The 20,016-nt window shown below is 58.7% G+C and carries 18 protein-coding genes and 6 pseudogenes; 4 read left to right on the top strand and 20 right to left on the bottom strand.

Annotation, left to right across the window (positions count from 1 at the left end):
- Positions 1-134: 134 nt before the first annotated feature.
- The 3 genes from ISN39_RS21860 to ISN39_RS21870 all read right to left on the bottom strand — a co-directional run bounded on the left by ISN39_RS21860 (position 135) and on the right by ISN39_RS21870 (position 2,472).
- Complete coding sequence (locus tag ISN39_RS21860; RefSeq protein ID WP_194730411.1) at positions 135-539, bottom strand: hypothetical protein; 405 nt, start codon at positions 537-539, stop codon at positions 135-137.
- A 440-nt stretch (positions 540-979) separates the two neighbouring features.
- Positions 980-1,402 (bottom strand): DUF2147 domain-containing protein, encoded by a 423-nt coding sequence (locus ISN39_RS21865; RefSeq protein WP_348651977.1) that lies wholly within the window; start codon positions 1,400-1,402, stop codon positions 980-982.
- 104 nt (positions 1,403-1,506) lie between these two features.
- Positions 1,507-2,472, bottom strand: coding sequence for an SDR family oxidoreductase (locus ISN39_RS21870; RefSeq protein ID WP_194730413.1), 966 nt, complete (start codon positions 2,470-2,472; stop codon positions 1,507-1,509).
- A gap of 105 nt (positions 2,473-2,577) precedes the next feature.
- Between ISN39_RS21870 and ISN39_RS21875 the strand changes: the two genes are divergently transcribed.
- Positions 2,578-3,255: a TetR/AcrR family transcriptional regulator gene (locus tag ISN39_RS21875; RefSeq protein WP_194730414.1), complete on the top strand. Its 678-nt coding sequence runs from the start codon at positions 2,578-2,580 to the stop codon at positions 3,253-3,255.
- Between the two features lie 275 nt (positions 3,256-3,530).
- On the opposite strand, the gene ISN39_RS21880 is transcribed toward ISN39_RS21875, so the two are convergent.
- Entirely contained in the window at positions 3,531-4,346 is an 816-nt protein-coding gene (locus ISN39_RS21880) for an oxidoreductase (RefSeq protein ID WP_194730415.1), read from the bottom strand.
- A gap of 89 nt (positions 4,347-4,435) precedes the next feature.
- Between ISN39_RS21880 and ISN39_RS21885 the strand changes: the two genes are divergently transcribed.
- Positions 4,436-4,867: a helix-turn-helix domain-containing protein gene (locus ISN39_RS21885; protein ID WP_194730416.1), complete on the top strand. Its 432-nt coding sequence runs from the start codon at positions 4,436-4,438 to the stop codon at positions 4,865-4,867.
- Between the two features lie 106 nt (positions 4,868-4,973).
- On the opposite strand, the gene ISN39_RS21890 is transcribed toward ISN39_RS21885, so the two are convergent.
- The gene (locus tag ISN39_RS21890) at positions 4,974-5,726 is read right to left on the bottom strand and encodes an IS6 family transposase (RefSeq protein ID WP_194730417.1); all 753 of its coding nucleotides are present in this window, start codon (positions 5,724-5,726) and stop codon (positions 4,974-4,976) included.
- 139 nt (positions 5,727-5,865) lie between these two features.
- Here ISN39_RS21890 and ISN39_RS21895 point away from each other — a divergent pair.
- Positions 5,866-6,066: pseudogene (locus tag ISN39_RS21895) on the top strand (transposase); the annotation flags it as partial.
- A gap of 279 nt (positions 6,067-6,345) precedes the next feature.
- Here the strand turns inward: ISN39_RS21895 and ISN39_RS21900 are convergent.
- From ISN39_RS21900 to ISN39_RS36565, 11 genes and pseudogenes are all read right to left on the bottom strand, one after another.
- On the bottom strand, positions 6,346-7,038 hold the full coding sequence (locus tag ISN39_RS21900) for a DUF3313 domain-containing protein (protein WP_194730418.1): 693 nt from the start codon (positions 7,036-7,038) through the stop codon (positions 6,346-6,348).
- Between the two features lie 149 nt (positions 7,039-7,187).
- Positions 7,188-7,817 (bottom strand): isoprenylcysteine carboxylmethyltransferase family protein, encoded by a 630-nt coding sequence (locus ISN39_RS21905; RefSeq protein ID WP_194730419.1) that lies wholly within the window; start codon positions 7,815-7,817, stop codon positions 7,188-7,190.
- A 339-nt stretch (positions 7,818-8,156) separates the two neighbouring features.
- Positions 8,157-8,303, bottom strand: coding sequence for a DUF2274 domain-containing protein (locus tag ISN39_RS37945; protein WP_348651978.1), 147 nt, complete (start codon positions 8,301-8,303; stop codon positions 8,157-8,159).
- Between the two features lie 8 nt (positions 8,304-8,311).
- Positions 8,312-8,707: pseudogene (locus tag ISN39_RS21915) on the bottom strand (TrbI/VirB10 family protein); the annotation flags it as partial.
- 55 nt (positions 8,708-8,762) lie between these two features.
- Positions 8,763-9,659 (bottom strand): LysR family transcriptional regulator, encoded by an 897-nt coding sequence (locus tag ISN39_RS21920; RefSeq protein ID WP_194730420.1) that lies wholly within the window; start codon positions 9,657-9,659, stop codon positions 8,763-8,765.
- 44 nt (positions 9,660-9,703) lie between these two features.
- Positions 9,704-9,931 (bottom strand): hypothetical protein, encoded by a 228-nt coding sequence (locus tag ISN39_RS21925; protein ID WP_194730421.1) that lies wholly within the window; start codon positions 9,929-9,931, stop codon positions 9,704-9,706.
- Between the two features lie 230 nt (positions 9,932-10,161).
- Positions 10,162-10,261 (bottom strand): annotated as a pseudogene (locus ISN39_RS21930) (ATP-binding protein); the annotation flags it as partial.
- A 99-nt stretch (positions 10,262-10,360) separates the two neighbouring features.
- A complete protein-coding gene (locus ISN39_RS21935) occupies positions 10,361-13,723 on the bottom strand; it encodes an adenylate/guanylate cyclase domain-containing protein (protein ID WP_194730422.1) in 3,363 nt (1,120 codons plus the stop codon).
- 424 nt (positions 13,724-14,147) lie between these two features.
- Positions 14,148-14,413 (bottom strand): annotated as a pseudogene (locus ISN39_RS21940) (SDR family oxidoreductase); the annotation flags it as partial.
- 139 nt (positions 14,414-14,552) lie between these two features.
- Positions 14,553-15,302 (bottom strand): SDR family oxidoreductase, encoded by a 750-nt coding sequence (locus ISN39_RS21945; RefSeq protein ID WP_194730423.1) that lies wholly within the window; start codon positions 15,300-15,302, stop codon positions 14,553-14,555.
- Between the two features lie 301 nt (positions 15,303-15,603).
- A pseudogene (locus ISN39_RS36565) lies at positions 15,604-15,794 on the bottom strand (integrase); the annotation flags it as partial.
- 563 nt (positions 15,795-16,357) lie between these two features.
- Between ISN39_RS36565 and ISN39_RS36570 the strand changes: the two are divergent.
- Complete coding sequence (locus tag ISN39_RS36570; RefSeq protein ID WP_246763521.1) at positions 16,358-16,780, top strand: hypothetical protein; 423 nt, start codon at positions 16,358-16,360, stop codon at positions 16,778-16,780.
- Here the strand turns inward: ISN39_RS36570 and ISN39_RS37950 are convergent.
- The 4 genes and pseudogenes from ISN39_RS37950 to ISN39_RS21965 form a co-directional block, all read right to left on the bottom strand.
- Positions 16,767-17,069: pseudogene (locus ISN39_RS37950) on the bottom strand (DUF982 domain-containing protein); the annotation flags it as partial. The gene ISN39_RS36570 and the pseudogene ISN39_RS37950 overlap by 14 nt on opposite strands.
- A 74-nt stretch (positions 17,070-17,143) precedes the next feature.
- Positions 17,144-17,338 carry a hypothetical protein gene (locus tag ISN39_RS37955; RefSeq protein ID WP_348651997.1) on the bottom strand — a complete coding sequence of 65 codons (195 nt, stop codon included), beginning with the start codon at positions 17,336-17,338 and terminating at the stop codon, positions 17,144-17,146.
- Between the two features lie 160 nt (positions 17,339-17,498).
- Entirely contained in the window at positions 17,499-18,476 is a 978-nt protein-coding gene (locus ISN39_RS21960) for a ThiF family adenylyltransferase (RefSeq protein ID WP_194730425.1), read from the bottom strand.
- A complete protein-coding gene (locus ISN39_RS21965; RefSeq protein WP_194730426.1) occupies positions 18,476-19,921 on the bottom strand; it encodes an HEXXH motif-containing putative peptide modification protein in 1,446 nt (481 codons plus the stop codon). Before ISN39_RS21965 ends, ISN39_RS21960 begins: the two co-directional genes overlap by 1 nt.
- Positions 19,922-20,016: the final 95 nt, after the last annotated feature.

Raw genomic sequence — 20,016 nt, forward strand, 5'->3', positions numbered from 1 at the left:
TAACGAAGTGGAAAGGTCAACGCACCATTACGCTGCGATCGCCGAGGAAGCGGCTGCTGTCCGCCACCGACCGGGCGATCTCCAGTGCTTTTACCACTGAGCGTTGCGAGCAACGCGGAGCGCGCCTCGGAAATTCACCGGTCGAGATGCATTTGAGTTACAGGATCGGCAGCGCGGCCCACATGCAGCAATGCTAGGGTGAACACGACCTCGATGAAAACGGCCACCAGGATTCTGGGAGTGACATGGCCGAGCGCCAGTTCAAGGCCTCCAAGTGCCGCCAAGAGAAAACAGGAAACTACCAACCCGTTGATCAAAGCCGATCGAGCCGCCGAGGGCTCTGCATTCCTGGCCAAGAAGAACATGACAGCGATTCCGGCAAACAGCGCCGCCGCGCGACGGCAAATGACGCCAACCGACAACGTGTTTTCGAGGCCCCAGTCTGCGAGCAAGAGATTTGGTGTAAACATCAACGTAAGCGCTAAGGCGAAGAAGCTCAGCGCGATTAGAATTGCGACAGTTCGAAAGGTCAGTTTCATGGCATGGTGTCTCCTGCTCCAGTTTTTCCGTAAGACGATGACGTCGTGAGATCTATTGCTTGGCGAGAAAAAACGGCGACCTCGGCCTAAACCGCCTGCGTGAGCAAGGGTCGCCCGCGACGGAAGCGATATTGATGATGGCGCCATTGCCTGCCTCTGCAAGGCGGGGAGCGAAGTGCTGGAGAGCTGCACACGCGCCGTCGTGTTAATGGGGCGGTCCGCAGGATGTCGTCGCGCAGCCGCCTCTCCATCCTCTCAAGCTCCTTGCTCCTGTGACATCTGCCTGGATGATGTCGACGGCTGCGCCCGTTTCTTGTCGCAGATGGCTCCCAGAGCCCCCATTGTGCCGCACCACAGGCACGAGGTCGTTCTCAAGACGCGCAAAGTGCTCAGCACGGTCGACTCCGATGCGGGTGGAAGCATCGGCGGAAAATCGCTTTTTATTCCTGCCGTATCCAGGTTTGTGAACGGCCCAACAGTGACACGCCGATATAGCCGCGCACACTCAGCTTTTTGCCGCCGTCGAGTAGATGCATATTGCTGCTGTAGACTTTGCCGTTTTCCGGATCGAGAATTTCACCTCCCGAGTATTCGTCGCCATCCTTCCTCATGCCGGTTATCATGACTATGCCGACGATCGGAGCATTCTTGCGAGCGCCTTCGCATTTTGTGCATTTCGGATTCTGATCCTCCGTGGGGCCGGGGAACACCTTAACGACCGTGCCTTGCAGTGTGCCAGCCGTTTCCGTCACACGGATCAGCGCCCGCGGCTTTCCCGTGGCATCGTCAATGTTTTTCCACAAGCCAACAGGGGACGTATTGTCGGCCCAAGCTGACGAGGGCATGACTGCTGTGGCGAGCATAAGCGCGAGAGCGCCTGCGGTTTCAAATCTAAGCATCGACCTATCTCCATATCGGGAAGTGGTGGCAGGGTTACTTTGGTAGTTGGCGCGGCTTTCGGCCGACCTCATGCCAGACCGACGAGCGTCTCGCTCACGTCCCACAGACGCCGCGCTACATCATCATCATAGGCGGCAGGATTGGGCGAGCGCATCGGCCATCCACCGCGGCGCGAAGCCTTGTCCTTGTAGAGACCGATTTGACTGAAATACGCGCCGTTCTGATTAACAATTTCTGGGGCCAGCAAAGCATGAAGCGTGGTTTGCGCGCCTTCCCAAGGCTCAATCATACCACCGAGCCGAAGGACCGGAGTCAGAATGAAGGTCAGAATTTTTGCAGCGGAGGGGGGGACTGGCAATTTGACGAGATTGGTCCGTACGAAGCCGGGATTTAGACTTACGGCAGTGACCCCAGTCCCGTCCAATCGCCGAGCAAATTCTCGTGCGTGCATAAGATTCGCTAGCTTTGATTGGGCATAGGCTTCCCAACTATCGAAGCGCCGCCGTATGTAGTTCAGATCGTCAAAGTGGATAGAGCCAACGCGGCCCATGGCCTGCTCGTGGTAGGAGCTTGACACATTGACGACGCGAGAAGGCGCGCTCGCCTTGAGAAGGTTCGTCAGCAGTGCAGTCAAAAGAAAAGCACCGAGATAGTTCACGCCAAACTGGGTTTCGAAACCATCCCTTGTCCAGCCTTTGGGGGTGTTCATGACGCCGGCATTGTTCACAAGCCCGTCAAGGCGGTTGTAGCGCTGCTGAAACAGTGCCGCGAAGGCGCGGACGGAGGCAAGGCTGCCTAAATCAAGTTTCATTACTTCGGGTTTGCCCTTGGGGTGGTCATTGGATATTTCCCGAGCGGCACGCTCGCCGTCGATTATACGACGGCAGGCCATAATCACTGTGGCGCCCTGCTTTGCCAGTTGTTTGGCGGTGACGAACCCGATGCCTGAATTTGCACCTGTGACGATATATATATTGCCTGCAAGGTTCCGAGACAGCAATTCCGGACGGACCATGAGAGGGGCTTTTGCCATAACGAAAAGCTTTCCATTTTTATGACGATCGGGTAAATACCGGTTAAGAAACCGATGGTCTCTAAATAAGAGACCGATGGGCTCTTGTCAAGCCAGGAGATCGAAATGACGCCAGTTGAATTTCAGCGCGCCCGTCGCCCGGAGCAAAAGGAGGAGCGGCGCGTTCATTTGCTGGAGGTGACGCGAGCACTGCTCAGCGAGAATTCGGGTACGCCCGTTTTTGGTCTCAATGAGCTAGCTCGGCATGCCGGAATGACCAAATCCAATGTCTACCGCTATTTTGAAAGCCGAGAAGCAGTTCTGCTGGAATTGCTGCGGGAGGAGGGGGATCTGTGGTACGAGGCCCTGGGAGCAGAACTTTCCGCACTGAGCCATCCCATTGCCCTGGAGGAGATTGCTGAAGCCGTCGCAAGGACCGCCACAGCTCGACCGCTCCTAGGTCATCTAACAAGCATAATGCCTTCGATTATCGAACATAACGTCTCGATCGAGAGTGTCCGCGAATTCAAGACATCATCACTGCAATTGTTGCAGGACGCTGCGCGCTTCCTTCATGAGCGAGCCCCGTACCTATCGATTTCCGCCTGTGAGGAATTCATTCATCGAACCATTATCTCAATTACAGGGCTTTGGCCGCTTTCACATCCATCACCGGTGACAGCTGTGGTGCTCGAAGCACCCGAACTTGCTGCTTTTCGTTACAGCTTCCACGACGAACTTGCGCGCGTACTTCTCCTACTTCTACGGGGGCTATCGCAAGAGAGCACGAATCAAGCCGGCTAAGTAGAGCGACTATCAAAGCGGCGTGCGGACCTGATAGTCCTCAAAGTAGAGGATGGACTGCATGGATCGCATCCGATCGAGTTGCGTGCGCTTATTGTAGTGTCTGTCGATCTGGCGGGGTGGGCTTCTCGGCCGATAGCTCGACGGTCAGCTGACTTCTGTGTCGACTTAAGGGTGAGAGCTCTACCGAGACGTATTGTCCTGCGGCTTGGTACGGTTTTTTTGCCGCGCCGCAGGACGCAGCGCTTTTTATGGTGATCGATAAGGATGAGAGCTCATGCGGGAAGCCCGTTGAATTTCCGAAGACTCTTATCGACCATTGCTTCCGGCAGAAAGCGACGCAGAAAACGGATCTGTCCTGCAGATTTTCCAGCGGTATAACGCCGTTTTGGCGATGCTGCATTGGCGGCCCTTACGACGGCTTTGGCGACGATTTCTGGTGCATCGCCCTTGGCGACGATTTCGCGCATGAGTTTCTCAGCGTTGGCGCGAACCGTGTCGTAGATAGTGAGCGGCCGGTCGGGTCGCGTAATGTTTTCTTCGAAGGAAGTGCGCGTCACACCGGGCTCGACAAGCACGATGCGGATGCCCTGCGTCCGCACTTCGTGGTCGAGAGATTCCGAATAGCCTTCAATGGCATGCTTCGTCGATGCGTAGAGTGCATTATAGGGAGCGGGGATCAGCCCGAGTATGGAACTGAGGTTGATGATCCGGCCTTTACGCTGCCGTCTCATCACCGGCAGGACCGCATTGGTCATTCGTATGGTCCCGAACACGTTGACGTCGAATACAGCCTTAGCCTGTTCCGTCGTAGATTCCTCAGCGCCGCCAAGCAGTCCGATCCCTGCATTGTTGACGAGAAGATCGATCCGCCCTTCTCGGCTTACGACCTCGTTGACGACACTCTGCACGGAGGCATCGTCGATCACGTTGCAGATCAGCATCGTGATCCCATCTGCGGTATCAGGCATCGGCTTTCGGCTGGTACCGAAGACACGGTAGCCGTCGCGCCGCAAAGCTTGTGCCGTGACCAGCCCGATGCCGGAAGACGCGCCTGTGACCAGGGCAATGCCTCGATCTCTTTTACTCATTTGCTCCTACTTCCATTTTGTGGTGGCGTAACCATGAGCGCAATGTTACTATCAAAAAAATATCAAGTCACTACGAAAATGATATTAACATGAAGAATCTTTCGGACCACCCCTGCCTGATCGCTCGCAGCCTGGCGCTTGTAGGGGACGCATGGAGCATGCTGATCATGCGCGACGCCCATGCAGGGCTGACCCGCTTCGACGAGTTCCGCAAGAACCTCGGTATCGCGCCGACAATGCTGACGGCGCGGCTTTCTGCCCTGACTGACGATGGACTGCTGGAGAAACGTCGCTATTCCGACCGTCCGCCGCGGGACGAATATGTGCTGACACAAGCCGGCCGCGACTTTCTGCCGGTGCTGTTTGCGATCGGGGCGTGGGGACGCAAACATCGTGGCGGGGGCAAGGTGATCCGCTTCTTCGACGCCGAGACCGGAACCGAGATCGATCCCGTCACCATTGACCGGTCGACCGGTGCGCCGGTCGGGACCCGTGCTATTTGTATCGTCGCGCCCGAGTAAGTCATCAATGCCGAGACGCTACGTATTTCGTGAATCGGAATGGTTCGGCAAGGGCTTGTCGCAAATTTAGGTTCGACCCGCAGTTCACCCCTGAATGGGGTGCGCTTCACGCTTTATTAACTTTTTGAAGTCCGAAGAGGCGCGCGAGCAGGTCGTTCTGATCGTTGACGGTCCAATCGCCAGTGAAGCCGAAGCCCTTCTTCAACCACAGCATCGCTTCGAACCCAGCGATCGTTCGGCGCGCGGTGTTGAAGGATTGGAATCCGCCGATCTTCGGCATGTTCTTCTTCACCCTGAAATGGTCGCTCTCGATGCCCTGCTGCAAATGCTTGGTGACATAGTGCACGGGATCGGGATGGAGCAGCCGGTCGCCGACCGATGAGTTTATTGCGGCCGGGAACGTGTTGGCGCCATCTGTGCCGATCTTCTGTGGCGACATCAAAGGCTCGTCCTTCAGCATTTTGCTGAAGAAACGCCTGGCGGCATCGAGGTCGCGCTTTGCAGTCAGAAGGAAGTCGATCGGGTTTCCGTGCTTGTCGATGGCGCGGTACAGATAGCGCCACTTGCCGCGGATCTTGACGTAGGTCTCGTCGATCCGGACGGAGCCGCAATGCGGTTTGCGGAACTGGCGCAGCCGCTTCTCGATCATAGGCGCATAGGCGAGAACCCAGCGATTGATTGTACTGTGGTCGACCTCGAAGCCGCGCTCTCGGAACATCTCCTCAAGGTCTCGATAGCTGAGCGGATAGCGCAGATACCAGGTCACTGCCTGCACGATAAGCCATGCCTCGAAATGCCGCCCTTTGAAGTCATCCTTCGACTGGCGCTTCAGTTTCTCAGCAATGGCATTCAGAATCATTGACACGCTCCACAACATCGGGAGCGGCAATTTCCTCGCCGACGGTCAACAGCTCGTTAACCACGAAAATTTGCGACGGGCCCCTCAAAACCATCCTTCCGCCAATTACGCTTGACTACGCATAGGTACCGCACCGAGATCGAGTTGGGGCGTCGCCTCCAGCGGCCGCTTCCGAGCCGAATGTCTGAACCAGCATTGGTTCCTGACCCTTGCGGATGCCCGCGAAACGATGGAGGATTGGCGCAGAGACTACAATGAGGTTCGGCCACATGGTGCCATCGGCAATAATGTGCCAATCTTACTGATGAATCCGGGAGGCGCAACCAGCCCACCTCCCTGAATGAAGCCGGAAAACTCCAGCCTCCAGTGGTCCAGAATCCTGGGGCGGTTCACAAGCCGGAAAACTCTAGCCTCCGGCGGTCCAACGTTTGGGAGCGGTTCAACCACTGCCGGGACTCTAGTCGCCGCTGGATGAAAGTTCAGTGGCAGGTCATGTCCCTTATCCGCAGGGGATCCTGATGCGTCTTGGTTATTGGACAGATCTCTTGATCACAAGCGCTGGTGGCTGCGCGATCCGGACCACCGAAGCCGTCCGGCGCGCAGGAAACACCGAACGGAATCACTGAGGCGAAGTGGCCACAGTGGGCTGGAGTCGTCCAACAAGATCATCGGCGCCCTTTTGGATTCCGACTTTGGACGCACCCAGCGGTCCCAAGCTTGCTCTCACATCGAGTGCACCGGGATACTGCTTCGAAACATAGGCTAAGAGCAGTTTGTTGGTGGCACTGTCGTACAACTCGACAGAGTAATTGACGGAACCGCTGAGTGTCCCTTCTTTTCCACGGGCAGCCTGAACGCTGTTGACGGCCAGACCGACGGGCATAAGTTTTGCTGCGGTGGAGAGGACAGGAGCGTTTGCCTTCGCACCTGTCAATGTGAGTTTGAGCCTTAGCGTGGCAGGGCCCGGTATCGAGGTCAGTGTGTATTTTGACTTCAACCGCTTTTCGAATGTGTCCTTCATATAGGAGGCAAGGACAATCCTGTTCTTATCGCTTGTACTGCCAAACTGTTGATCGCGGCCTCTATAAACTTCGACAGGCTCAACGATCACCGCAGAGTAGGCTCTGAAATTCACACCACCGCCGGAATAGAGCAGTGGGACCTTTCCGTCCTTATTCTGGGTGTTGACAGATAGCTGTTTAGAAGACGAGATGCCTTGGTAGGCCACCGGATCGGTGCTAGCGCAGCCAGCCGAGATAGCCGTCAGCGCAATCAGAGCAGACCGGGAAAAACCTATAAGATTTAATGACATGAGAAACTCCAGATGGGGCTACGAAGTAGTTTAGAGGTGCATGACGCGCGAAAAGTCGTGCCGCAGTCCAAAAAGAGAAAGACGTCGCAACATGCGTTGTCTCCCTTTGATATGCAGTGCACGGTTAGGGTTTTGATGCGTTTTTGCTCTTAGGGGACGGCAATCGTTACCGGAAGAAGGCCGCTTTCGCGGAGATATTCGACCAGCTCGGAAAAAGGGATCATCGCCAAAATGAAAAGGGCGTCCCGAGTTGTCACCAGCAGTGCTTTTCGAGAAACGGCATGGACATTCCCCCACCTAAACATTGAGAAATCTGGCCAAAACAACGGTGTGCGACGGGCATATTCTGCGTATTGTTCGCCGAACAGGTACGACAAATGCAGTGCCTCCCGTTTTGCCGTGTATCTGAATACAAGATATGCGAGCAGCGTAAAAATTGCCGTCGCAAGCAGGCTTCCGAACACCAGGCAAATGCCGCTGATCGCAAATAGGGAAAAGAGATAAAGGTGATTACGGGTGACCGAATATGGCCCCTCGGTCACAAGCTCCGAGTTTTTTAATCCTCCCACATAGATGATCGACCAGATGCGCCCGATGACGCCAAACGCGATCAGCAATGTTCCAATCTGGGCGAAGAGCGCCAAAGCGAGGCTTTCGAGGGGGAAACCCGGGCCAGCGACAAGGTGGAAAGTAATAAACGCCGCAGCGAGTGCCCAAAGCGTCCAGATTCGCCGCTTTTGCTTGAAAGGGCGATCAGAAGATGTCGTGTAAATGGTCATTGTGTTCAACTCTGTAATTTTCGAGTACCGACACAGGCTCTCGCTCTCGCGTGTGCGAGCCTCAGTCATGCCTGATGCGCTTTGCGCCCTTTAACTTCGACTATGGGCTCGCTCCACGACGCCGAACGTTCCCGGCTTCGATCTTTGTCTCGCGGGGCAACCTTTTGGTCCCCCCGAAACGACAATCCGGCCTTCAGACGACTGCTCAGCTTGGCACGCTCGATGGCAAGGGTCGGCAAGGCCAGCGGTGCTATCCCACGCCACTCGGAGAGTGGGATGAGCGCCGTGCCTTAGCAAACCCGCGATCCGTCACAACGAAGCGCTCAAGCATAGGGACGATCAGGCGAACCGGCTCGAGGGGTGGGTTCCGGGCTCTGCGAGCAGACGACCATATTCGACAAGATCGCGATGGAGCTGTGCGGGCAACTCTACCGTGACCTTGAGAGGCTTGTCGTCGGCAATCGGACCAAGTTTGAGCTTTGCCATGGTCAACCTCAATAGGGTTCGAGGACTAAATCGCGCGTCACGATGACGCGGACGGGGAAGCCCGGCCGAAGGGTCAGGGTGGGTGCGACCTGCAATTGGCGTCGGACGATCTGCTGGCCGGCGTCGTTGATGGTGTCCTGCGCGCCGTCACGGATGGCGCGCACCAGGCGGTCCTCGTCGCTAACGGCCAGTTCAGTGCCAACAGCGAGCAGCGTGGAGAGACCGGCCGCCTTGGCGAGATCCCACCAGTGGTAATCGACCCCATCCTCAAGACCGGCGTAGCCTTGCGTGTCGGCGCCAGGCTGGCGTTCGAGCACGATAGAACGACCGTTCGGAAAGATCAGACGGTTCCAGACCAGGAGCGCCCGTCTCTGACCGAACTGCACGTTGTTATCGTACTGGCCGTTGCTGATCGCTAGCCGAGGCATCGCGGACGTCGTTGGGAAGAGTGCCGCGATACTACGGGTAAGCTGTTTTCGGCAATGCCGGGCCATGGTCGAAGCACTCGATCAGCATTTCGGTCAGCACCCGGACTTTTCTTGCAGGATGCTGCCCGGGCGGTCTGACGACATATATCCCGATCGGGGTTGGTGGATGGCGTTTCATGACCGGAACCAACTCGCCTGAGGCCAGATAATCTTTTATAAGCTCGTCAGGGAGCGCGGCGATACCCAAACCGGCTACTGCGGCGACAGCGAGAGCAACCCCGTTGTCGGCCTTGAAGCGTCCCTGTGGGCGAACGGTTATCACCTTGTCTCCATCCATCACTTGCCAGGTTTCCGTTCCCTGCATGAGAGCCTGATGGGCGACAAGCTCGTCCGGTGTCTCCGGAGAGCCATGGGCTTTGATATAGTCCGGGCTTGCAACGAAACTCCCATAGAGGGGACCGACGCGTCTTGCGATCAGGCTGGAGTCCTGAAGTGTGCCAACGCGGATCGCACAATCATAGCCTTCCGCGATCAGATCCACGAAGCGATCACTGTAACAGGTCTGGATCTGGAGATGAGGATGGCGGCGTGCCATTTGCGCAATCACCGCTGCGAAATGCGTCGGACCGAAGGAAAGAGGCGCGGCAACTCTGAGGCGGCCGCGGAGCTCACCGGCGGGCACAATTGTTTCCCTGGCCACATCGATCTCGGCGGAAACCCTGGCTGCATAGTCCCGGAACGTTGCGCCGGCCTCGGTCAGGGAAGCCCCGCGGGTGGATCGGGCAAGGAGCTGGACACCAAGCTCCGCTTCGAGCCGCATGAGCCGTCGGCTGACCATCGACTTGGAGATGCCAAGTCGCAGCGCGGCAGCTGAAACGCCTCCGGCATCCGCTACTTCAACAAAAGTCCGCAAGTCCTCAATGTCCACTTTGGCGTTCCCCGTTTTGCGACACAGCTCATCAGGAACGAGCACTACCGCATCACAAACAGGAATGACAAGTTTCGTCCCGCGGCAGCGCCTCGGAGGGCGCATTTGCCCTTGAGCTCCTCACCATAGCGGTTGAGGAGCTCTTTGCGTTTGGCCTCCGTAGCAAGTTCGCAGGCCGCCAGCTTCTCCTCGAAATCGTTCTGTATTTCCGCGAGATAGCGCTTGGTCATCAGGTCGAGAACTTCCATCGACGCCAGGATGCTGGCGATCATGCCGTGCACCTGCGACGTCGCTGGCTGGTGGCCGGCCGTCTTGCGATCACCCTTTCTGTACGAGCTGTCATGCGGCGGATGAGAATCTCGGCATGGTTGGCGTCATAGCTCTTTTTGACCCTGGCATACAATATGACACCCATGCGCATTGCGGATCAGCAATTGGCCCGCCCGGCGCTGGCCGGGGTTGCAGAGGGCGGGCCAAGTGCGGGTGATGGAGGATTCCGGTTTTACCCTTGCGAGCGGTTCTTGACGCGCCAGGATTTGTTCGTTTCCGTTTTCTACAATCTCGCAGTGATGCGTCAGCCGGTCGAGAAGGGCGGTGGTCAACGTCATGCTTCTGTAGTGCTGACTCTCGCACCGCGTGCCGAAGCCCTACTCGCCGACCTAGGCATCCCTTCAACGTGGCGTTAAAACAGCGCTTCGTGTTCAGGTGCTCAATTTACCTCCGCAGCTCTCAAGGACCGCTTGGGCGTCCTGAAGATCGTGCGTCCCGTGGCCCTCCGAGAAATAGCCGAGGAGCGGCATGAGCAACTCGCAAACCTGCGCCCTAAGACCCTGTGCTCGCCAAAGCCGGGCCAAACTCACCGCCGAGCGCAGTTCCCACATCTTGGCATCCTGCATGCGGGCGACGTCAAGGGCGCGGCGGAAGCACGCCTCGATTTCGGCAGGATCGCGCTCCGAGCGCGATGATATGAGTTCGCCCTTGAGCCGATGCAGCTCCGCCTCGCACCAGCGGTTGCGAGTGCGCGCGACAATGGTAAGCGCCTCGGCAACCAAGGTGTCGCCCTCAGCAAAACGATCGACCTTGCCATACGCTTTCGCGAGTAAGCCCATCGCCCAAGGCTCGGTCATTCGTGACCCGATCGCCTGCATGCCAGCCAGCCCTTCTCGCAACCGCTCGATGCCTGTCGTGACCTGGCCCCGTTCGGCCAGCGCCCACCCCTGCAGGAAGACTCCCTGGGTGTGCCAGAATGGAAATCCGTGTTCGGCCGCGAAGGCTGACGCCAACTCCGCCGCCTCTTGCGCCTTCGCGACGTCCCGTCGATGCACGTGCAGAATCGCCGCCCATGTTAGGACATAGGCGCGGCTGAACAAATGTCCGAGCTTCGCAGTAATGGCGAGCGCCTCGTCCATCAGCTCCTGCGCCCGATCGTCGTAGCCGAGATACCACAGCGCCATGGCTCCGCGGGACAGGCAGATCGGTCCTCCATCCTGTCCATAAAGCGCCAGATGCGCCTGGTGCTGGGCGATGTCGTACTGGTTGATCCCGCGTTCGAGGTGCTGCCATGCCGAGGCGAATTCGCCAAGCCAGGAGCATGTGATGCCCAGCGCGTAGGACGCTTCCACCATGAGCACGGGATCCGAGGCTTGCTGCGCCAACGCCAAGAGCCGTTCGCCAAGGCCCCGCGCCGCGGAAAGCTCAGATCGCACTGCATGGTTGATGGTGAGGCCGAGAAGCACCGGGAACAGCCTGGGCGTATCTTGGACCCGCTCCGTCAGGTTGCGAGCACGGTTGTAGACACGCTCGACCTCCGGGTGGCCATAGCCCTTCGCAGCGGTAAGCACTTGCCCCAGGGTCGTCAACAATGTCAGCTCATGCTCGAGGCGCTCCGGGTTCTCGGGCATCTGAGTGAGCAGATCGAGGCCCTTGGCCAAATGGCCGGCGGCCTCGGCATTCGCCGCCCGGTCATTGGCGTGCTCGCCGGCACGGTGCCAGAACACGACCGCTTGCGGTAGCTGTCCGGCCTCCGTGAGATGATACGCTAAGACCTCCGGCTCGGCGGCCACGACGTGTGGAGCTTGCTCTTCGATGACCTGGGCAATACGACGATGGAGCTCCCGACGACGGCTCTTGAGGAGGGACTGATATGCGGTATCGCGAACAAGCGCGTGCTTGAAGCTGTAGATCGCTTTAGGGGGACTTCCGCGCCGAAAAACCAGCTCAGTACCAACCAGTTGATCGAGTCCCTGCTGCAGCTCAGGCTCATCGAGCACGGCCAACGCTGCAATCAACTCATAGGAGAACTCGCGCCCAATGCAGGCGCCGATCTGGGCGACCACCTTGGCCCCGCCGAGGCGGTCGAGGCGGGCCATAAGCGAGTCGTGGAGCGTTACCGGGATCGCCAGCGGCGGTATAGGTGCAGGCAGTCCAAACTGATCGCCGGCCACTCCCAATAGGCCAGATTCGAGCATGGTTTTGGCCAACTCCTCAAGGTACAGCGGCACGCCATCGGTGTTGGCCACGATGGAATCGAGCACTCCGACAGGCAAGAGCTTTCCACCGGTGAGCCGTTCGACCAGCAATTGAGCTTGCACCCGGTCGAGACGATTCAAGACCACCTTTGTCACGTGCGGGTAACTACGCCAAGGCGGCACGAACTCGGGCCTGTAGGTAATGACCAGCAGAACCGAGAGCTGCTGGATGCGGTCCACGAACAAGCCGAACAGCTCAAGGCTGCTCGCGTCCAGCCAGTGCGCATCCTCAAGTATCATGAGCACCGGCTGCTCGGCAGCCAGTCTGGCAAGCTGGGCGATGAGCACTTCGAAGGTGCGATTCTTGCGCTGCTGGGGCGCAAGATTCAGTCTTGGATAGCGGCCGCTGCTTGGGATTCCGAGAAGCTCTGCCAGCAATGGGATAGCTTCGCTCACCTCACCCACCTGTTCCGCGAGCAGTGCCTGGAGCTTGGCGAGCTTGACGGCCGATGAATCATTGCGTTCAAAGCCCGCTGCCTGTTCGAGCTGGGCAATTACCGGACGAAGCGCGCTGTTGATGTGGTAGGGTGAGGCGAAGTAGCGGCGCAACAGATGCGGCTCCCTGAAGATGCGCTCGCGAAGTGCCAGCGCAAGACGCGACTTGCCGATTCCGGCCTCGCCCTCGAGCAGGACGACTTGACCTTCGGTGGCCTTGGCCAGAGTCCAGCGATCAACCAGCAGTGCGAGTTCCTGATCTCGGCCGACCAACGGTAGCACAGTCGCGTGACCGGCCTCGAAGCGGTCCTCGCTCCGCACTTCGCCGAGCACCCGAAAGGCCTCAACCGCCTCAGCAAACCCCTTGATCGGCCGCACCCCGAGGCTTTCTAGCTTGAACTGGCCCCGCAGCAGCGCGCGCGTCGCTTCGGCAATGACGACTGTGCCGGGCTCGGCCAGCGCCTGCAGGCGGGCCGCTAGGTTCGGCGTCTCACCCACTACGCTACGTTCCTCGGCCCCACCGGCGCCAATGATGTCGCCCACCACAACAAGGCCAGTGGCAATTCCGATGCGAACAGCTAAGCGTTCGCCTGCCGCATCCAGCCGGTCAACTGCCTCAACAACCGCGAGGCCGGCCCTCACGGCCCGCTCGGCTTCCTCCTCGTGAGCCTGCGGATAGCCGAAGTATACGAGGACGCCGTCGCCCATATACTTGGCAACGAAGCCGTCGTACCGGCCGACGATCTGGGTGGCGCAAGAATGGTACGCGACGATCGACTGCCGGAGGTCTTCTGGATCGAGACGCGTGGAGAGTGCTGTCGATCCAACGAGATCGCAGAACATCACCGTAAGCTGTCGCCGTTCCGCCTCGCTGTGGATCGGGGACACCGAGGGGTGCGGTGTCGCCGCAGGAGGCGACTGGTGAGCTAGGGCCGCGGCCGCCCTGAGAAACCGCTTGCGGTCACCAAGGGACAGTCCGAGCTCCTTCAGGTCGACATCGGTGAGATCGTCGACGACATCGAGATCGATGCCATTTTCCAAGAAGGTTTGGCGATACCGCTCAAGCCTAATGCTGGCAAGCCAGTCTCCGATGTCGGGCATGACCTAGCATCCATCTGACATGGTCGAATACGGTTGTTCTGATGAGCTGTCCCACAGGTTCAGGATATTCAGTTTACACCTGTGACCCTGCTTAGTCCTCGTCAATTCAATCGCACGAGCTGCACGACCACCACCGCGGTTCATCAAGTCTCGTCCGGGTTCACGATTTGCCCCGTGAAGCTAAATTCCGGAGCGGGATTGAAAAGCATCAGAAATGCTCTCCGGAGATCGCCCAATCTGTGCAGACAGGCACTTTATTGTAAGAACGCGGCCGTTTTGACGCGTCGGAGGGAGATCGGAATTGAAAGCGCGATCAGGGCCAGCGCGAAGCCGGCGGCAAACAGTGACGTCATCGGAAGAGTGGTCATTCTGTTACTCCTGAGAAAACGGAGTGCGCGGTTTGATAGACGCGCACTCCCGAGGATCAGCGGGCGGCGTCGATATTCTGACCACCGTCAGGTGTGAGGCTCGATCCGGTGATGAACCTGGAATCGCTGCTTGCCAGGAACAGGACGACCGGCGCGATGTCGTCTTCGGGCGACCCGTGCCGTCCGAGGGCATTGTGGCGGGTGGAGTGTCGGCTCCCGCGCCCCATGTATCGGCAACCGGGAGCACGTTGTTGACGGTGATCCCGTCTGGACCCCATTCGCGCGCTGCGGTCCGGGTCGGCGCGCGCTCCGCTTCCTTCGCCCGAGCCCGCGGCGTCGCTGGATCCAGCCGTTCGTTATAGGCGGCCGGATCGAGAATGACGGGCTGCCAGATGCCAGCGAACGAGAAGGACAGTGAGGCCGCGCGAAACTCCCGAGCACGCTGGCGAGATGGCTACCCCTTAGAGGTTGCTCATCCCGCCGTCGATGATCAGCTCGCTGCCTACGATGTAGGAAGCTTCGTCCGAAGCGAGGAAGATGATCGTCTTAGCCACCTCGGCCGCATCGCCGAAGCGGCCGGCGGGGATCTGGCTCTGGATCTGGCTGGCCATGGACTTCGAGTCTGCCTCCGACATTCCGAGCTTGCCGTATAGCGGCGTTGCGATCGGGCCGGGGCTGACGGCGTTGACGCGGATGCCGCGGCCGATCAGCTCGCCCGAGAGCGTCTTGGCGAAGGTGAGAAGCGCACCTTTGGTAAGGGCGTAGACGCTGGAATTGGGCATTCCGATGTGCGCGTTGATCGAGGTGTTCAGCACGATGGCCGCACCCTTGGCGAAGATCGGCAGCAGCGCCTGGATCAGGAAATACGGACCCTTGACGTTCGTCGCGACCGACTTGTCGAAGTCGGTCTCCGTCCAGCCTTCTACCGGACCGAACTGGGCCACGCCGGCATTTACGAAGAGGATGTCCAGATGACCGAACGCCTGCTCGATCTGCCGGGCGACTTCCTTCTGTCCTTCGACGTTTCCGGCGTCGGACTGGATGAAGAGCGCCTTGTCGCCGAGTTCCTTTCGGGCGTTCTCAACGCTGGCTGCGCTGCTGCCCGTGATGGCGACGCGAGCGCCTTCGGCGATAAACTGACGGGCGGTCTCAAGGCCGATGCCGCTGGTGCCGCCGGTGATGAGGGCGGTCTTGTTTGCAAGTCTGGACATGATGAATTCCTTTCGTTGATCGGTTGCTCGCCCCAGACCGGGGGTGATGACACTGATTTAAACCGAAATGCCCGTCCGGATTAGTCTGCAGACCGCCAATCTGCTGTTCGGCAGAGCCGAACGATCCGAGGAGCGCACGTCATATAGGAAATGCACAATCTCCCAGCGATAGGCTGCGCCGCCTCCGGAGGTTGCAATGTTTATGGTGTCGACAGGCGACAATGGCGAGACTTTCTCGCAACCATTATCGAGTTCTCTGTCGGCGTCGTGTCCGCTGACATCCGCGGTAGGCGGCGAGTCACTCCGCCGAGGCATGTCCCAGCGGCTTCTGGACGTAGCGTACATCGACCTCGGCGGAAGAGGCGAGGCCCGCGCGCAACGAGTGGCCTGAGAATTTGAACGCGCGCTCCAGTTCGCTGAGATCACCACGAACTCCGGCAATGGAGGCACGCTTGACCAGGCGCGCAACCTCCTTTCGTTCAGCCGCTCCGCGAGTGCCACGATCAGCGTTTATACAGTGACACTTGTGCTAATGGTTGCGGGCGCTAGTTCAGTTGCCCTCACTGTGGCCGAGGAGATGATGCCGGGGAAAAAGTTATCACCTTCGAGGGAGCGAGATATCGTTTCGCATTCCATCCCAGTATTTCTACGGCCCGCAAAAGCTTCTCCCCTCAAGGCTGGTTGATTCAGCGTTATTAATCGCGTTGCTCCCAGAGGTCAGTCACAAGACGGCGCGAAATCAGGCCGAGTTTAGAGTTCCTGGCTCCAGAAGGATTTTGCAGATTTTCTTGCGAGCCTGGACATCGCCGATGGGTGGTCTGCGAGATGTGGCCACACTTTTTGATGCGGACGTATCACAATACAAAAAAAGTCGGCCTGAGACGACTTACGGCCTGCAAGCAATCAAGCAGATCCCACCGTCGACTGGCAGGTGGCAATGGCAGACCCTTTACCGAGATCGCTGGGACGCCGAGCCGACGGTGGCAATTGCCTGCAAAGGAGAAGGAACCGTCCCGGCTCCCAACTGCACGCATCATTTCGTCTAGGGGGGTCTCTTGGTGCAACTGGTTTATCCAGCGTCACAGCTGGAGCACTGGGGAGATATTCAAGAGCGCGTGACTGCCAAATCATTGAATGGAAAACGGTTAAATAAAGGAGATCATTGTATGCGATTCCCGTATCGAAGATTTGCGCGGCGGCTATCGCGTCATGGCGCCAATGATGTTGATGAAAAGCCACTCTCTTTCGAGACGTACCTGCCCTCGGCTATCGTTCGCCAGCGGAATTTGAAACCCAACTTGCCCAGCAGGCGGGGCAGTTTCGCCTTCATTCGAAACGCCCCGATGCATTTCCGATCAATGCCTTTTTGGTTCGCCCCGACCATTTTCGCTGCCGACGTCGGCGCACTGATGGCGATAGCCGAAGCGGTTCGATGGGAGCGGGATTGCGATGAGCGCATGCGCGGCGGACCTCGCTGACTGGATAGATCCTAAGGATACCCAGGTGGTGATCAGTCGTGATCGCCGCGATACCCGCTTCATATGCGGCGCGGACGATCGCCTCGTGCAAGTTCTCGGGTTCGGTTTTTCCGGTAAGGACCTCCAAACAGGTTCTCACCGCCGTGAAGAATTCCTCACCATCGTCGGTGGGCCATTCCTTCAGCAAGAGCTGGGCAGCCTCGCGTGCGGTACGGATCACCTTGCGATCTTTGCCTTCCGCGAAAGCAAGAATTATCGTTGGGAACCTTCTCGACATATCGAATTTCATTGCCCCTGAACTCCGCCGGACAGCCAATGTGAATCCCGGTGCTATGGTTCGAACCGGGATTGACTACATGCTCGTCAACCATCCTCCGCGTCGTTTCGACAAAAACGTCGCGTGTTCTCCCATTGGTGAGAAGGCGGGGGCGTCCTCATTGCCTGTTCCTTCCCATCTCCTCTGATAGGGTTGGCCAGTTTAGTTTCCATCTCACGGGCTGCCGTCTGAAGAACTCGCTTGAATTCTTCGGAGGTCACGCCATCGGCGCGCATCACCATGGCGATCAGTGGATCACGAAGAGCTTCGGATATGGTCAGCTCATCGTTCTTTCCGCCAGCTGCCCCGACATAGCCGATGACTGAGCACAGCGCGAGCGACCGCGGCTCCGAATCTGTCGCAGCCGGATAGATGGCATCAGCGATTTCGATATGATCCATATCAGTGCCTCTCGTAGCGGCGAAACAGGTGCGCACATTCAAGGTGTTTGGAAAGACAACGGAACTCGGCCGGATTGCTTTTGAGGTCCAATATCCATTGGCGTGCCCGTGATGCGGAGTGCTTAGAAAGGCACTCTTCGGTGATCTGCGACACGGCAAGGCCAGCGATAAATGCGTTGTCGGCAGCGGCCGGTGGGGCGAGAAAGCTGTCGTCGGTTGCGACCTGGGCGGCGCAATGGCAGACGGGATTTGCGTCCTCATGCACTGCGACCGAGGGACCTTCCATGCAATAGGCCCTGGAGCGGCCGACATGCAGGTGGGGCGGAAGGCCGGCTTTCGATGCGTGGCAGGCCGTCAGGAACTCGCGGGCCGGATGAGAATCGTCGCCGGCAAGAACGACGAACGGATTGTGGGCGTAATCTGCGATTAATCGGAGCGCTGCGGCCCCTTCCGCAAATTCCGGCAGCGCGAAGACATTGGCCGAGAAACACGCGGCCAGAAAGGTCGCCAGCTTGTCCGTCTTCAGACAGCCGAGATCAGCTTCGCTCGCCCATGGGAGATGGTTCAAGTTGTTCTCGTCGATACGATCGGCATCCACGAGAAGGAAATGGCGCGCGCCGCGGGCCGCAAGCTGGATGGCAATCTGCGAGCCCAGGCCGCCGCATCCGATGATGACGAAGTCGATTTCGCGAAACCCTGCGAAGCCGCGTTGCCGATGGCAACGAGGCGTCAGGAAGGCGTCGTCGTGATCGATTGCGGCGGAGACATATTCGTTCTCAGCCGGCATGTTGGAACCCTCCAACGCGCCTCCGAACGCAGGCCTAGTAACAGGGGGGCTCTGTTCCTCGACAGCATCGGTACTATTGCCGATGAACAGAGCCCGCCTGCCGCCCCACCCAAGGCTGTGGGCGAAGAAGTTCGGGAAGTCGACGGGCGCACGGACTGCCGCTGACAATCGTCTAGACCGATAATTGATCATCACATCGCCTCCATTTCGCTGGGCGCGATTCCGCGGATCGTCGCGGCGTAGCGACCGTAATCCTTGCTCACCGCATGGACGGCGGCCTTCGGGATCACGTGGAATTTTCCGTCGTACCAGAGGCTGATATTGTCGCCGCTGTCATCGATCTCTCGCCGGCCCATCCGAGGATCGATCGGCTCCTTGCCGCGCAGGAGCATCTGTCCGATATCCCAGGCTTGGCGATCGAGAACTCGCTGGCGCTCGGCAAGATGGGCCTGGCGGCGCGCGACAGGCTCTTCGGCAAGCAACTGGCCCACGAGGTCCAGGATACGGCCACTCCAGGAAGGAATGGCGGCGATGTCTGGGAGGTCGAGGAGGACATCGCCGTCGAGACGTTCGATTCCTTTCTGAGCGATGTCGATGAGCGGGATTTGCGGCGCGGCATAGGCGATTATGAATGCCGTTTTCCGGGCGCGGCGCTCAGGATCCGCCTCGGTGGATAGGCATGCCATGCGCATGGCGCACTCCCAGGGAATGGTGTAGGCCGTATGCAGGATGCTCTCGAGCGTCTGTAGGTCGTTTTTGTATGGGGAAACATATTGGAGCTCCCCAGGCAGGGATGCCGCCGCGGAGGTCGTATAAAACCCAAGCAGGATATTCCCCGCCTCGTGAAGCAGTTGGGCCGCTGTCGCGGCATGATCGCCGTCGCGCAATCTTCCTCTGGAAAGAGCGATGAGCGCGCTGCCCGGCAATTCGTTCGAACTCGAAAAGGAACACTGCGGTTCGCGCCGCACGCCAACGTGAAGCGTGTGCAGGCCGGCGATCAGACGCTGATAGCCGCACTCGTCCAATTCCGCGATTAATGCGAAGGCCTTCTCCAGATGGCCGGCGATGCGATCCAATTCCGCATCGTCCGTGATGGGGCGGTCGGGCCCGGGATAGTCCGGCATGCATTGGCGGAGGAGGGCTTGCATGATAGGGCTTCGCGCCGGGCTTTCGATGCGGACGAGGCCGATGCCGCAAGAGAGCCGGCACGCCGGCTGACGTTCGAGTTCAAGATCCGATGCGATCAGATCCGGCTGCAGATAACCGCTGACGACTTGCACATCGGGGCGGGCTGCCTGCCATTCCAGACTGCGCGCGAGCCCACCCATCCAGGCTGCAAGCGCGGATGAACGGTATGGGTCGGCACCGACCGGTCCGGCAACCGCTGACGGAAGCTCCAGCAGACGAGTGTATCCGCCATCTGCAAGATCGGGGAAATAACCTGCCAGCGCCTCTATCCCGACCGAACAATCAGCGAGCTTCGAAGCCGCCGCAAGCGTGCGGCCATACTGGAAGCGTCGCTTCAAAAGGTTGCGAGTTGCCACGCGCTGCAGGGAGACGGTACTTGCCATCAGGGGATTGCGCTTGAGCAGGAGGCGCGCCTCATCTGCTAATTCTTGTATACGGGACTCGGACATCGGCAGCCTCCGTGGGTTAGTCTTCGGACGGATCAAGGTTGCATCTCGGGCGAAAATGCCCGAGTTCGGACGGCTTCGTCCGGCATCGGAACGTT

Origin of the sequence: Rhizobium sp. 007 (assembly GCF_015353075.1) — a bacterium.
Lineage (GTDB): Bacteria > Pseudomonadota > Alphaproteobacteria > Rhizobiales > Rhizobiaceae > Rhizobium.